Origin of the sequence: Flavobacterium sp. UBA6195, from assembly GCF_002422095.1 — a bacterium.
Lineage (GTDB): Bacteria > Bacteroidota > Bacteroidia > Flavobacteriales > Flavobacteriaceae > Flavobacterium.
Map to the genome: position 1 here is coordinate 23,298 of NZ_DITB01000077.1, position 13,302 is coordinate 36,599.

The window sequence follows — 13,302 nt, forward strand, 5'->3', positions numbered from 1 at the left end:
GTTTGAAATTTTTTTTGTAATTTCCACCACTTTTTGAATCTTAAAAATTCAGAAGGAAAAATTAATCGAAGATGAATAAAATAACAGCAGCAATTACGGCAGTAGGTTCTTATGTTCCCGACTTTGTTTTGTCGAATCAAGTATTGGAAACATTAGTAGATACTAATGACGAATGGATTACCACTCGTACCGGAATTAAAGAAAGAAGATTGTTAAAAGAAGAAGGAAAAGGGACTTCTTTCATGGCGATTAAAGCCGCTCAAAATTTATTAGAAAAAGCCAATTTAGATCCTAAAGATATCGATTTAGTGATTATGGCAACGGCAACTCCAGATATGCCAGTAGCTTCAACGGGAGTTTATGTAGCTACACAAATTGGTGCAACGAATGCCTTTGCATTTGATTTGCAAGCTGCTTGTTCGAGTTTCCTTTACGGAATGTCTGCAGCTTCAGCTTATATCGCATCTGGAAAATACAAAAAAGTTTTATTGATAGGTTCTGATAAAATGTCATCGATTATCGATTACACAGATAGAGCAACCTGTATCATCTTTGGAGATGGAGCGGGAGCCGTATTGTTTGAACCAAATACAGAAGGATTAGGGCTTCAAGATGAAATCTTAAAAAGTGATGGAATCGGAAGAGAATTCTTAAAAATTGAAGCAGGTGGTTCTATTCTGCCTCCTTCTGAAGAAACTGTAAAAAACAAACAACATTTTGTTTTCCAAGACGGTAAAACAGTTTTTAAATATGCTGTTTCTGGAATGGCTGATGTAAGTGAGAAAATCATGGAGCGTAACAATTTATCTCATGATGATGTCAATTGGTTAGTGGCGCACCAAGCCAACAGAAGAATTATTGATGCTACTGCAAATAGAATGGGATTAGACGAATCTAAAGTCTTAATCAACATTCAAAAATACGGAAATACTACTTCGGCAACCCTACCATTATTATTATCAGATTTCGAAAATCAATTGAAAAAAGGAGATAATATTATCTTTGCAGCTTTCGGTGGTGGATTCACTTGGGGTGCTATCTATTTAAAATGGGCTTACACTAAATAATAACAAACTAAACTAAATCAAATATTATGGATATTAGAGAGATTCAAAACCTAATCAAATTTGTAGCAAAATCAGGTGCTACAGAAGTAAAATTAGAAATGGACGATTTTAAAATCACCATAAAAACTACTGCTGAAGGTGTAGAAGGTACAACTACATACGTACAACAAATGCCTATGCATGCGGCTCCTCAAATGGTAGCAGCACCAGTTGTGGCAGCACCAGTTGTAGCAGATGCGCCAGCATCAACTTCATCAACAGATGATAATTCAAAATATATTACAGTAAAATCACCTATTATTGGTACTTTCTACAGAAAACCAGCTCCAGACAAACCTATGTTTGTGGAAGTAGGTTCAACAATTGGAAAAGGAGATGTACTTTGTGTAATTGAAGCAATGAAATTATTCAATGAAATCGAATCTGAAGTGTCTGGAAAAATCGTAAAAGTTTTAGTAGACGATGCTTCACCAGTTGAGTTTGATCAACCATTATTCTTAGTTGATCCATCTTAATAAAGTTAGAAGTTAGAAATTTGAATTTAGAAGTATTCAACTTTTCTAAATTCTAAATTCTAAATTAAGAATGGTCTAATTATCTAATTATAAAAGTACATGTTTAAAAAAATATTAATTGCCAACAGAGGGGAAATTGCGCTTCGTGTAATTAGAACCTGTAGAGAAATGGGCATCAAAACGGTTGCTGTTTATTCTACTGTAGATGCGGATAGTTTACATGTGAAGTTTGCAGATGAAGCCGTTTGTATTGGTCCAGCTCCAAGTAATTTGTCATATTTAAAAATGTCAAATATCATTGCAGCAGCAGAAATTACGAATGCAGATGCAATTCACCCAGGATACGGATTCTTGTCAGAAAATGCTAAGTTTTCAAAAATTTGTCAAGAGCACGGAATCAAGTTTATTGGTGCCTCTCCTGAAATGATTGAAAAAATGGGAGACAAAGCAACAGCAAAATCAACGATGATTGAAGCTGGAGTTCCATGTGTTCCAGGATCTGAAGGGATTTTAGAATCTTTAGAAGAAGCTAAAAAAGTGGCAAAAGAAATCGGCTACCCAGTAATGATGAAAGCGACTGCAGGTGGTGGAGGTAAAGGAATGCGTGCTATTTGGAAAGAAGAAGAACTTGAAAAGGCTTGGGAAAGTGCACGTATGGAAGCGGCTGCAGCCTTCGGAAATGATGGTATGTACATGGAAAAATTAATCGAAGAACCTCGTCACATCGAAATTCAGGTGGTGGGAGATTCTTTTGGTAAAGCATGTCACTTATCAGAAAGAGATTGCTCAGTGCAACGTCGTCACCAAAAATTAACTGAGGAAACTCCATCACCATTCATGACAGATGAATTACGTGAAAAAATGGGAACAGCAGCGGTTAAAGCAGCAGAGTACATCAAATATGAAGGTGCTGGAACAGTTGAATTCTTAGTTGATAAACACAGAAATTTCTACTTCATGGAGATGAATACACGTATCCAAGTAGAGCACCCAATTACTGAGCAAGTAATCGATTACGATTTAATTCGTGAGCAAATTTTAGTTGCGGCGGGTGTGCCAATTTCTGGTAAAAACTACTATCCACAATTACACTCAATAGAATGTCGTATTAACGCAGAAGATCCGTATAACGATTTCCGCCCTTCGCCAGGTAAAATTACGGTTTTACACGCACCAGGAGGACACGGAGTGCGTTTAGATACGCATGTTTATGCTGGATATACTATTCCGCCAAATTATGACTCTATGATAGCTAAGTTGATTACAACGGCTCAAACACGAGAAGAGGCAATTGCTAAAATGAAGCGCGCTTTAGATGAGTTCGTAATTGAAGGAATCAAAACAACAATTCCTTTCCACAGACAATTAATGGACGAACCCGATTATGTGGCTGGAAATTATACCACAAAATTCATGGAATCTTTTGTAATGAAAGAAGTGGAATAAAGAATGATTAAAAGCGATTTCAATTTTGAAATCGCTTTTTTTATGAATTTATTTTTGGTTTGATTATAAAGTTTCTTTCAACCAACCAAAGAATTCTCTTTGCCAAACCAACGCATTTTGAGGTTTTAATACCCAATGGTTTTCATCTGGGAACAATAAGAATTTACTTTTAATCCCTTTTAATTGTGCCGCTTGAAAAGCTTCTTGTCCTTGTCCAATTGGTACACGGTAATCTTTCCCACCTTGGATAATTAAAATTGGTGTATTCCAATTGTTAATTAACTTAATAGGATTGAATTCGTTATATGTTTTTTGAGCAGTAGCATTATCTTTTTCCCAATATGCACCACCAGAATCCCAATTCGTAAAGAACACTTCTTCTGTAGTTCCGTACATACTTTCTGTATTGAAAATACCACAGTGCGAAATGAAGGTTTTGAAACGATTTTTGTGAATTCCAGCCAATTGAAATACAGAATATCCACCATAACTCGCACCAACAGCACCTAAACGGTTTTTATCTACATACGATTCTTTTGCTACATCATCAATTGCTACTAAATAATCATCCATTACTTGTCCGCCCCAATCGCCTGAAATTTGTTCGTTCCAAGCCGTTCCGTGTCCTGGCATTCCTCTTCGGTTTGGTGCCACAATTACATAACCTTGCGAGGCCATTAATTGGAAGTTCCATCGGAAAGAATACGATTGAGTCAACGCACTTTGTGGTCCACCTTGGCAGTATAAAAGCGCTGGATATTTTTTAGTTTTATCGAAATTTGGAGGTAAAATTACCCAAACCAACATCTTTTTGCCATCGGTAGTCGTAACCCAACGTTTTTCTGTTTTACAAGAAACGATTTTAGCATAGGTTTCATCATTAACTTTAGTAATTTGTTTCCAAGTTTTCTTAGCTAAATCATACGAATATACTTCTGGAGCACGGTTCATATCGTTTCGAGTTACTAAAACCGAAGTTCCTGAAAAACCTACAATTGCATTCACATCAAAATCACCATCGGTAATTTGATTTACCTCAAATGAAATCTTTTTATGTCCTTGAAATTCAATAAAAAATAATTGTTTTGTTCCTTTTATCGGTGCAATGAAATACACTCTTTTTCCATCTTTACTCCAAGTAAAACTATCCACAGTTCCGTCCCAATTTGAAGTGATATTTAAATCTTGACCTTTGTGACGAACGATAATATCATTTTTATCCGCTTCATAACCATCGCGTTTCATTTGTAACCAAGACAAATCGCCTTTTGGAGAAAAAATCGGATGCGTATCGTAACCTAAATTGCTTTCGGTAAGGTTTTTTGTGATTTTTGTAGCTAAATCGTATTCGTATAAATCGGTGTTCGTACTCGTTGCATAAGCCGTTCCGGCTTTCTTTTTACAAACGTAGATGATTTTTGTTCCATCAGGTGACCAAATGTAATCTTCATCACCTCCAAAAGGTTTTTGAGGGGCATCATAAGGTTCGTTTGGCATAATGTCAATTCCAACTGCATCTTTTTTATTCTGTGAATAGAAAACATGATTGTGTGTTCCATCATTCCAAGTATCCCAATGACGGTAATCCAAGCCAGTATAAACTTGAGCTGTGGTTTTTGATAATTCTGGATAAAGGTCTTTTCCCAATAATTTTTCCACCTTAACTTCTTTAGAAAACAGCAATAATTTTCCATCAGGAGAAACATTTTTGTCGGCTAATAATGATTTATAATCTTCCACCAAGGTAGCATTTCCTCCTTGAACTGGAATCGTGTAATATTTTGAATTGATTTTATTTTCTTCAATAGAAGGTGTTCCCACTTTGTAAACTAATAGTTTTCCGTCTTTTGAAATTCCTAAAGGAGTAACTCTTCCTAATTGCCATAGGGTTTCAGGAGTTAGGTTTTGCTGTGCTAATGTACTCATACTTATCATGCTGAAAATGAGAAAAATGTAATTTTTCATATCTGTTATTTTTAAAACGAAGCTAAATGTAGCAATTTTTTCAAAAAATATCCCTATTTTCACAATCTTAAAAGTGAATTTGATAATGAAAAAATTAGCACTACACTGGCAAATATTACTTGGAATGGTTTTCGGGGTTTTATTCGCTTTTATATTGATTCAATTTACATGGGGAAAAGACGTTATTGTGGATTGGGTAAAACCTTTTGGAACCATCTTTATTAATTTATTAAAGTTAATTGCAGTTCCACTGATTTTGGCTTCCCTAATTAAAGGAATTTCTGACTTAAAAGATATCTCTAAGCTGTCTAAAATGGGCGGAAGAACTATCGGATTATATATACTAACAACGGTTATTGCGGTTTCTATTGGATTAGTAATTGTTAATATTATTAAACCTGGAAGCTTTATCTCTGAACAAACTAGAACCGAATTAGTTTCAAGTTACACGGCTGATGCTAATTCAAAAATTGAAGCGGCAAATAAGCAAAGTGAAGTGGGCCCATTACAATCTTTAATTGATATTGTTCCGGATAATATTATTAAAGCTTCTGCTGATAACGGAAATATGTTGCAAGTAATTTTCTTTGCAGTAATTTTTGGAATTGCCATGATTTTATTGCCTGAAGATAAATCAAAACCGGTTAAAGATTTTTTTGATAGTTTCAATGAAATTATTTTGAAAATGATTGATATTATCATGTTGTTTTCGCCTATTGGTGTTTTTGCATTACTAGCTGCTATTGTAGCCGAATCGCCAAGTTTAGATTTGTTTAAAGCACTTGGTATGTATGGCTTAACCGTGATTATAGGATTAATTTTAGTAATGTCTTTCTATTTATTTTTGGTTAAAGTATTCGCTAAGAAAAGCCCAAAATTTTTTATCAATGGAATTTCTCCAGCTCAATTATTAGCTTTTTCAACGAGTTCAAGTGCGGCAACTTTACCAGTTACTATGGAAAGAACCGTTGATAATTTAGGAGTTGATGATGAAGTAGCTAGTTTTGTTTTACCTATTGGCGCTACAATTAATATGGATGGAACCAGTTTATATCAAGCGGTTGCAGCTGTTTTTATTGCACAATCTTTTGGTATGGATTTATCTTTAGCTACTCAATTAGGAATTATTGTAACCGCAACTTTAGCTTCTATCGGAAGTGCTGCTGTTCCTGGTGCCGGAATGGTAATGTTGGTAATTGTGTTAGCACAAGCTGGAATTCCAGAAGCTGGTTTAGCTTTAATTTTTGCCATTGACCGACCTTTAGATATGTGTAGAACTACCGTTAATGTTACAGGTGATGCAGCCGTTTCTATGATTGTTGCAAAATCTGTAAATAAATTAGCTTAGTATGAACGATTTTCACTGGACCAAACTTTTCAATCCCGAATTCTATATCACTATGGAAGTAGGTGGAATTCCTATTGGGATTTATATGGTTTTATTCATAGTTTTTGCTGAAACCGGTTTATTTGCAGGATTCTTTTTACCTGGTGATAGTTTGTTGTTTCTGTCTGGAATTTATAGTCGCGAATTAGTAGAAACGTTTTTTGTGATTCCAAGCGATTTGTCAAACGTTACCATTCTGGCTTTGTTAATTGCATCAGCAGCAACTTTAGGAAATATCTTCGGATATTGGTTTGGTGCCAAAAGCGGTCAATTTTTATACAACAAAGAAGATAGTTTCTTTTTCAAAAAGAAGTATTTGTATGAATCACAAGCGTTTTTTGAAAAACACGGTGGAAAAGCTATCATTTTTGCTCGTTTTCTTCCAATAGTTAGAACATTCGTACCTATTATTGCAGGAATTGTACATATGCAGAAAAGTAAGTTTATGTTTTACAATGTGTTAAGTTCTCTGCTATGGTCGTTTACCTTAGTTTTTGCAGGCCATTATTTATACGGATTCTTCAATGAAGAATTTGGTATCGATTTAAAGAAACATATTGAAACCATCATCTTAATTTTAATTGCAGTAACTTCATTTCCATTGATAATGAAAGCAATTAAAGCGAGAAAAAAAACTACGAATTAATTATTTACTTTGTAACAATCCATTCAAATCTTGTTTGATTTTTTCAGAATCAGGAAAAGGTGCTTTTGGATTTGAAATTTCACCATTCGAATTTATTAAGACATATCTCGGGATAAAATCAATTGCTAGTTTTTTTAAGTATTCCGAAGTTTTCGGATTAATTATCAAATAGCTGTTTTCGGTCAGTTTCTCAAATTGATTTGCTTTTTTCCAAGCTTCAAAGTTAGCGTCTGTAGATAAATACAAGAACACAATTTCTTTTTCTTTGAATTCTTCGTGTAATTTTCTCGAACTTGGAAACGCAGCTCTACAAGGTGCACACCAACTCGCCCAAAAATCAATATAAATTATTCTACCTTTATTAGCTTCAATAATTGCGGATAATGTAGTCGCCTTTTTGTTTTCGTCATACAAAACAACTTCAGAAGTGTTTTGTTTTAAAGCTTCAATGTCAACTAAAAAGGCGTTTTCAAAACCTTCAATTAATTTTTTATCATTTGAATATTTTTTAAAGATTGAGATATAAGTTGATAGCTTTTGTGAATCTGTTTTTGCAATTCGATTCAAATAAACGTACAACAAATATTCTTTTGCTTTTGCAGAAAATAAGTCCGATTTTTCAACTTGAAGGAAACTATTTTCGTTATCTTCATATTGAACGCTTACATCTTTTGTTTTGGTTTTGTTATTAGCGGTTTTTAGTTCAAAATCTTTAATTTCTTTTTCGTATTTCTTTATTTTAAACTCGTTTTTTACATATAATTCCAAGAAATAGCGATACGATTTTAACCAAATTAATTCTTCGTTTTTAAGTTTGTTTTTATAATCAGAAAAATTTGTTTTTGAATCTGTATTTAGGCAGTAAAAAGTGATGTAATTCAACTGCGAATCATACGTTTCTGGTGAAATTTTATCTGAATTTAAAAGTTCATCTAGTGTTGCTTTAGAGCTTTGAATAAAGTTAGCTAACTCGGCTTTATATTCTTTTTCTTCTTTTGAATTTCGACTTCTTTTATTCGTTTGATAAAAGACAAAATTATCAATCGGAAAACTTAAATTTAGTTGGTGTTCTAAATTCAAATCAAATGGTTTTACGTTTCTGTTTTCAATTTTGAAATTAGGAAATCCTTTTTCGTAATCAATTTCAACTATATCATTTGCATATAAAATAACTCTTGAGCTTTTATTCAATTCTTTCCAATTGTGAATTAAAAAAATCTTATCCGATTCAATATTCAATTGTATCGTGTCGTTTTTTTCTTTGTTATTTGGTGAAAGATAAGTTTCTCTATACGAATTGTATTCGGAATAATTTATCAGCGAATTCATTCTTTTAAATCCTGAAGTTTCTTCAAAATGGTAATTACTTTTTTTGAAAATTAGGGTTATGTTTTTTGAGGAATTTTGGGCAAAACTGAATAAGGCAAAAAACAACGTTGTAAAAAGTAAATAAATTCTCATTTTTTCAGATTTTTATATCATAACGCAAATAACGAGATTTAGTGTGTAACTAAAAACAAATTCTTACATTTACTTTTTAAATTTAGAACAATGCAACTCAGTTATTGGGAATTAAAAAATTGGTTTTCAAACGTTGATTTTACTATTGTAGGTAGTGGAATTGTAGGTTTGCATACTGGATTAGCGTTTCGCGAAAGATTCCCTTCAGCAAAAATTTTAATTCTCGAAAAAGGCATTTTACCACAAGGTGCCAGTACGAAAAATGCTGGTTTTGCTTGCTTTGGAAGTATTTCTGAAATCATAGACGATTTAAAAACCCATGCTGAAGAAGAAGTAATCCAACTGATTCAAAAGCGATATGCAGGTTTGCAATTACTTCGAAAAAATCTAGGCGATTCGGTTATTGATTTGAAACCTTATGGCGGTTATGAATTATTTCTAAAAGAAGACGAAGGGTTTTATAACGAATGCATTCAGAAAATTCCATTTATCAATGATATCATCAAACCGCTTTTCAAGACCGATGTTTTTTCAAAAGAAGTCGATCGATTTAATTTTGGTGGAATATTTGAAAATTTGATTTTCAATCCGTTTGAAGCCCAAATCGATACCGGAAATATGATGCAAGCGTTACTAAAAAAAGCACATCAAAACGATATTCTGATTCTAAATAGTCAAACGGTAACAAATTTTCAAGAATTGAATGATGTTGTAGAGGTTGTCACGAATGGAATTACATTTAAAACCAATAAATTATTATTTACCACAAACGGTTTTGCATCACAATTAACTAATAATCAAGTAAAACCGGCTCGTGCTCAAGTTTTGATTACAAAACCAATTCCGAATTTAGATATTAAAGGCACTTTTCATTTAGACAAAGGTTATTTTTATTTCAGAAATATAAACGATAGAATTCTTTTTGGTGGTGGAAGAAATCTGGATTTCGAGGGCGAAACCACCACTTCTCACGATACCACAGAATTGATTCAAAATCGTTTGGAGGAGTTATTAAAAATAGTAATTTTGCCACATCAATCGTTCGAAATTGAACACCGTTGGAGCGGTACTATGGGAGTTGGAACTCATAAAAAACCAATCGTAGAACAACTTTCAAATCACGTGTATTGCGGAGTTCGCATGGGCGGAATGGGAGTTGCTATTGGTAGTTTAGTCGGACAAGAATTAGCTGATTTAGTTTAAAATATGGCAAAAAAAACTACTACAAAAAGTAAGTCACCAAAATTACCCGCAAAAAAAAGAACAACAGGTCAAAAGATTTTACGTTTCTTTTGGTTGCTTTTTTTATGGTTTAATATCATCAGTTTTTCGGTGGTGTTGCTTTTTAAATTTGTTCCTGTTCCTTTCACACCTTTGATGGGAATTCGTGCTTTGGAACATAATGCGGCTGGAAAAGATATGGTGTGCAGCCATGAATGGGTGCCAATTGACGAAATTTCATTAAACCTTCAAAAAGCAGTAATTGCCAGTGAAGACGGACGTTTTTTAGAACATTCTGGTTTTGATTTTGAAGCGATGCAAAAAGCGTTTAAGAATAATCAGAAAGGGAAACGTTTAAAAGGCGGAAGCACCATTTCGCAACAAACGGCAAAAAATGTTTTTCTGTGGCAAGGAAGAAGTTATGTTCGTAAAGGTTTAGAAGCGTATTATACCGTTTTAATTGAACTAATTTGGGGTAAAAAACGCATCATGGAGGTTTACCTAAATAGTATCGAAATGGGCGATGGCGTTTACGGAGCTGAAGCAGCAGCCAAACATTGGTACAGAAAAGATGCCGCCAGTTTAACCCGTTATGAAGCCGCTGGAATAGCAGCAATTTTACCAAATCCAAGAAAGTACAAAGCTTCCAATTCTTCGTCTTATATTAACAGAAGAAAAGCTAAGATTAGTAGAGAAATTGGATACGTGAAATTGGATTATTAATTATTTTCAATCTGTTTTAAAATACAAAAGCACAAATTCTAACGAGTTTGTGCTTTTTTTGTTCAACCTAGTAAACATGCTGTTTTTCATGTGATTACAAAAAAATTAAAATGTTAAATTTTCTAAAATTTAAGAAAATAATTACATTTTTACTTGCTTGGGTCATTTTTTTTTTTTTTTATTTAGCCTGTATAACTATAACAAATTATACAATGAAAAAATTAGTATTAAGTGCGCTATGCGTTTCTGTATTCTTATTTTCTTGCGCTTCTGCATCAGATGAAAGTATTTCAGAAACTTCTAAGATTAGCGAAAACCAAGCCAGAACAAGTAGTATTACCAAAACTACAGAAATGATTAATTTTGAAAGGGCTTTAAAAAAGTACCTACAAAACAAACCTTATTTTGATGATGCCAAATTAAAAGAAGAATCAGAAAACGAACTACGTTTAAATGCTACAAAACTTTTAGTTGCCATAGGCGCGCCTGCAAGTGAAATTAAAGAAAACGAATCTAATATAAATACATTAATTCCTTTTGCTTTAAAAAAATACAGTGCTTTTTTAAACGCAGCTAAAAACTAACTTTTAAACTTATTATCATGAAAAAATATCTTTTTATACTATTTGCAATTGCTCTAGGAACAACTGCAACAGCACAGAAAAAATTATATATTTATAACTTTTCTGATTATGACGTAACAGTTTCAGACATCATGACAAAACATGTTACAAATGATTATCCGACCCATTTATATAACAGTCCTTACATTACAATTCCTGCATTGGTAGGAAGTATTGAATTGTCTGACAATAGACCTGCAACTCCTGTTTTTAGATTCCCTTTTTATTCAACATCTGATTTAAATGCTAATGATACACCTGCGCCAGTATGGTGGAGAATAGCGAGTGCGACAACAAATCCAACCCAACCACCTTTATTAACTTTAATGACTGCACAAAATACCGCAGCTAATTCACAAGTGTTTCATTGTATAAAATATGATGATGGTGCTAGTGCGGGTTTACTAGGCACAAGACCATTAGGTGTTACAGAATTAGTTTTACCTAATACTATTGGATATTACGAAGAGTTTGTTACAGGAACTCTTATAGAATATGTGATTGTTATTCTAAACAATGAATAACTGAGAAAATTTAGGTTGAAAAGTTTAGATTTTTCAACCTAAAAAATCAATTTAAATCATGAAATATTTATTCATTCTTTTCTTTCCTTTTTTATTATTCTCTCAAATTACACCACCAGTAATTTTATGGGAGCATACTTATACAGAAACTGGTTTAGGAGTAGGAACATCTCTATTTAAAAACAACAACAATGAATTTTTATTATTATCAGGTTATGGTGGTTCTAATTCTTCAATAATAAAATTAGATACGGAAGGAGATTTCATTTGGGAACAGAATCTTATTAGTAGTTTTAATTATTTTGGAGCCTCCAATCAAAATATCACAAAAGGACAAGATAATTTGTATTATACACTGGCGAATAATTGTGAAAACAACCAGCAAATAAGCGTCCAACAGTTTGGTGACGATGGCAGTTTATTGGAAAATTGGTGTTTGCCAGTTGATTATTTTCCAACCAATTCCTGTATCATTGCTACTAATGATGGTGGATTGCTAATTTCCCTTCAACACACTTTAACAAAATTAAATGCTCAAAAAGAAATTCAATGGACAGTAGAAGCGCATCCAGAAAACACATTTACAAACCTAATTGAAACTTCTGATGGTCATTATTTAGCCGTTGGTGCTGGTTATGCTAATCGTGACGAACTTGAAGAAAATTTATTAGGATCCTGTTATTTTATTAAAATTGACAGCAATGGAAATATAATGTGGGAAAAAAATTTTGGTGCTGTAAATGCATTTCCCGCTCTTGAATATATCGCATCTGCTTCCGAACTACCTAATGGAAATTATCTCTTAAATTGTTCAACCGATGGAGATATAGAAAACGGTAATTCTTGCCTAAATGTTTGGATGGTTACTACAGATACGAATGGAAATATAGTTAATAATTTAACAATAAACCCAAATGGGACAAATGGCGGAACTGGCATTTCAAAAATTTTATTGGAACCAGATGGTGGTTATGTTGTAAGCATTTACAACAATTGTTTGACTCCCACTTGGCCTACTACCATTGTATTTAGACTTATAAAAGTATCAGCAACTAATACAATTGTATGGGATGTGAGTTTTACAAGTGGTACTATCCATGATATAGAAAGAACCACAGAAGGCGATTACATTGCTGTGGGAGTAGAGAACAATCCATCTGTTTTTGGTTATGGTAGTTTAAAAGCCATGAAAATAGGCTGGGAACCTTTATCTACTCCAAGTTTTGAAAATAGAGTGAGTCTTTATCCTAATCCGACACAGGATTACATTAAGATAAAAAATAATTTTTCTGAGAATCAAACTGTAGTTGTCTATAACGTTGCAGGGCAAACCATCATGAAACAAGAAATCAACCAAAACGAAAACAGCTTAGATGTTACAAAACTGGCAAGCGGTATTTACTTTGTTCATCTTCCTGAAAGTAATACTACGTTGAAGTGGATTAAAGAATAATTATAAACAATTTAAAATACAAAAGCACAAATTCTAACGAGTTTGTGCTTTTTTTGTTTATCCTAACAAACACGCTGTTTTTCATGCAATTACAAAAATGAATATTTGTTAAATTTTACAAAGTTTAAGAAAATAATTACATTTTTACTTGCTTGGGTCATTTTTTTTTTTTTTTATTTAGCCTGTATAACTATAACAAATTATACAATGAAAAAATTATTATTAAGTGCCTTATGCGCTTCTTTTTTTTTATTTTCTTGTGCTTCAGCAT

General features: G+C 33.1%; 12 protein-coding genes. 10 read left to right on the plus strand and 2 right to left on the minus strand.

Features of this window, described 5'->3' with window-relative positions:
• Nucleotides 1–71 precede the first annotated feature (71 nt).
• The 3 genes from B4I81_RS06855 to accC all read left to right on the plus strand — a co-directional run bounded on the left by B4I81_RS06855 (nucleotide 72) and on the right by accC (nucleotide 3,028).
• Nucleotides 72–1,067, plus strand: a complete 996-nt coding sequence (locus tag B4I81_RS06855; protein WP_291109040.1) for a beta-ketoacyl-ACP synthase III — start codon at nucleotides 72–74, stop codon at nucleotides 1,065–1,067.
• Nucleotides 1,068–1,093: 26 nt separating this feature from the next.
• The gene (gene accB, locus B4I81_RS06860) at nucleotides 1,094–1,582 is read left to right on the plus strand and encodes an acetyl-CoA carboxylase biotin carboxyl carrier protein (protein ID WP_291109042.1); all 489 of its coding nucleotides are present in this window, start codon (nucleotides 1,094–1,096) and stop codon (nucleotides 1,580–1,582) included.
• A 99-nt stretch (nucleotides 1,583–1,681) separates the two neighbouring features.
• A complete protein-coding gene (gene accC / locus B4I81_RS06865; protein ID WP_291109044.1) occupies nucleotides 1,682–3,028 on the plus strand; it encodes an acetyl-CoA carboxylase biotin carboxylase subunit in 1,347 nt (448 codons plus the stop codon).
• A 63-nt stretch (nucleotides 3,029–3,091) separates the two neighbouring features.
• On the opposite strand, the gene B4I81_RS06870 is transcribed toward accC, so the two are convergent.
• Nucleotides 3,092–4,993: a S9 family peptidase gene (locus tag B4I81_RS06870; RefSeq protein ID WP_414655093.1), complete on the minus strand. Its 1,902-nt coding sequence runs from the start codon at nucleotides 4,991–4,993 to the stop codon at nucleotides 3,092–3,094.
• An 85-nt stretch (nucleotides 4,994–5,078) separates the two neighbouring features.
• Between B4I81_RS06870 and B4I81_RS06875 the strand changes: the two genes are divergently transcribed.
• Both B4I81_RS06875 and B4I81_RS06880 read left to right on the plus strand, forming a co-directional pair.
• Nucleotides 5,079–6,341, plus strand: coding sequence for a dicarboxylate/amino acid:cation symporter (locus B4I81_RS06875; protein ID WP_111566713.1), 1,263 nt, complete (start codon nucleotides 5,079–5,081; stop codon nucleotides 6,339–6,341).
• 1 nt (nucleotide 6,342) lies between these two features.
• A complete protein-coding gene (locus B4I81_RS06880; protein WP_291109048.1) occupies nucleotides 6,343–7,026 on the plus strand; it encodes a DedA family protein in 684 nt (227 codons plus the stop codon).
• Here B4I81_RS06880 and B4I81_RS06885 read toward each other — a convergent pair whose 3' ends face one another.
• Entirely contained in the window at nucleotides 7,027–8,487 is a 1,461-nt protein-coding gene (locus tag B4I81_RS06885) for a TlpA family protein disulfide reductase (protein WP_291109050.1), read from the minus strand.
• A gap of 90 nt (nucleotides 8,488–8,577) precedes the next feature.
• Here B4I81_RS06885 and B4I81_RS06890 point away from each other — a divergent pair, with 90 nt between their 5' ends.
• The 5 genes from B4I81_RS06890 to B4I81_RS06910 all read left to right on the plus strand — a co-directional run bounded on the left by B4I81_RS06890 (nucleotide 8,578) and on the right by B4I81_RS06910 (nucleotide 13,031).
• Nucleotides 8,578–9,690 carry an NAD(P)/FAD-dependent oxidoreductase gene (locus tag B4I81_RS06890; RefSeq protein WP_291109052.1) on the plus strand — a complete coding sequence of 371 codons (1,113 nt, stop codon included), beginning with the start codon at nucleotides 8,578–8,580 and terminating at the stop codon, nucleotides 9,688–9,690.
• A 3-nt stretch (nucleotides 9,691–9,693) separates the two neighbouring features.
• Nucleotides 9,694–10,431, plus strand: a complete 738-nt coding sequence (mtgA, locus tag B4I81_RS06895) for a monofunctional biosynthetic peptidoglycan transglycosylase (protein WP_291109054.1) — start codon at nucleotides 9,694–9,696, stop codon at nucleotides 10,429–10,431.
• A gap of 212 nt (nucleotides 10,432–10,643) precedes the next feature.
• Nucleotides 10,644–11,015 (plus strand): hypothetical protein, encoded by a 372-nt coding sequence (locus B4I81_RS06900; protein ID WP_291109056.1) that lies wholly within the window; start codon nucleotides 10,644–10,646, stop codon nucleotides 11,013–11,015.
• Nucleotides 11,016–11,032: 17 nt separating this feature from the next.
• Complete coding sequence (locus B4I81_RS06905; RefSeq protein ID WP_291109058.1) at nucleotides 11,033–11,578, plus strand: hypothetical protein; 546 nt, start codon at nucleotides 11,033–11,035, stop codon at nucleotides 11,576–11,578.
• A 58-nt stretch (nucleotides 11,579–11,636) separates the two neighbouring features.
• Nucleotides 11,637–13,031 carry a T9SS type A sorting domain-containing protein gene (locus B4I81_RS06910; protein ID WP_291109060.1) on the plus strand — a complete coding sequence of 465 codons (1,395 nt, stop codon included), beginning with the start codon at nucleotides 11,637–11,639 and terminating at the stop codon, nucleotides 13,029–13,031.
• The last annotated feature ends 271 nt before the right edge of the window (nucleotides 13,032–13,302 follow it).

Excerpts from the sequence above, each read along its gene's own strand:
- B4I81_RS06855 (WP_291109040.1), top strand. The coding sequence starts at position 72 with ATGAATAAAATAACAGCAGCAATTACGGCAGTAGGTTCTTATGTTCCC.
- accB (WP_291109042.1), top strand. The coding sequence starts at position 1,094 with ATGGATATTAGAGAGATTCAAAACCTAATCAAATTTGTAGCAAAATCA.
- accC (WP_291109044.1), top strand. The coding sequence starts at position 1,682 with ATGTTTAAAAAAATATTAATTGCCAACAGAGGGGAAATTGCGCTTCGT.
- B4I81_RS06870 (WP_414655093.1), bottom strand. The coding sequence starts at position 4,993 with ATGAAAAATTACATTTTTCTCATTTTCAGCATGATAAGTATGAGTACA.
- B4I81_RS06875 (WP_111566713.1), top strand. The coding sequence starts at position 5,079 with ATGAAAAAATTAGCACTACACTGGCAAATATTACTTGGAATGGTTTTC.
- B4I81_RS06880 (WP_291109048.1), top strand. The coding sequence starts at position 6,343 with ATGAACGATTTTCACTGGACCAAACTTTTCAATCCCGAATTCTATATC.
- B4I81_RS06885 (WP_291109050.1), bottom strand. The coding sequence starts at position 8,487 with ATGAGAATTTATTTACTTTTTACAACGTTGTTTTTTGCCTTATTCAGT.
- B4I81_RS06890 (WP_291109052.1), top strand. The coding sequence starts at position 8,578 with ATGCAACTCAGTTATTGGGAATTAAAAAATTGGTTTTCAAACGTTGAT.
- mtgA (WP_291109054.1), top strand. The coding sequence starts at position 9,694 with ATGGCAAAAAAAACTACTACAAAAAGTAAGTCACCAAAATTACCCGCA.
- B4I81_RS06900 (WP_291109056.1), top strand. The coding sequence starts at position 10,644 with ATGAAAAAATTAGTATTAAGTGCGCTATGCGTTTCTGTATTCTTATTT.
- B4I81_RS06905 (WP_291109058.1), top strand. The coding sequence starts at position 11,033 with ATGAAAAAATATCTTTTTATACTATTTGCAATTGCTCTAGGAACAACT.
- B4I81_RS06910 (WP_291109060.1), top strand. The coding sequence starts at position 11,637 with ATGAAATATTTATTCATTCTTTTCTTTCCTTTTTTATTATTCTCTCAA.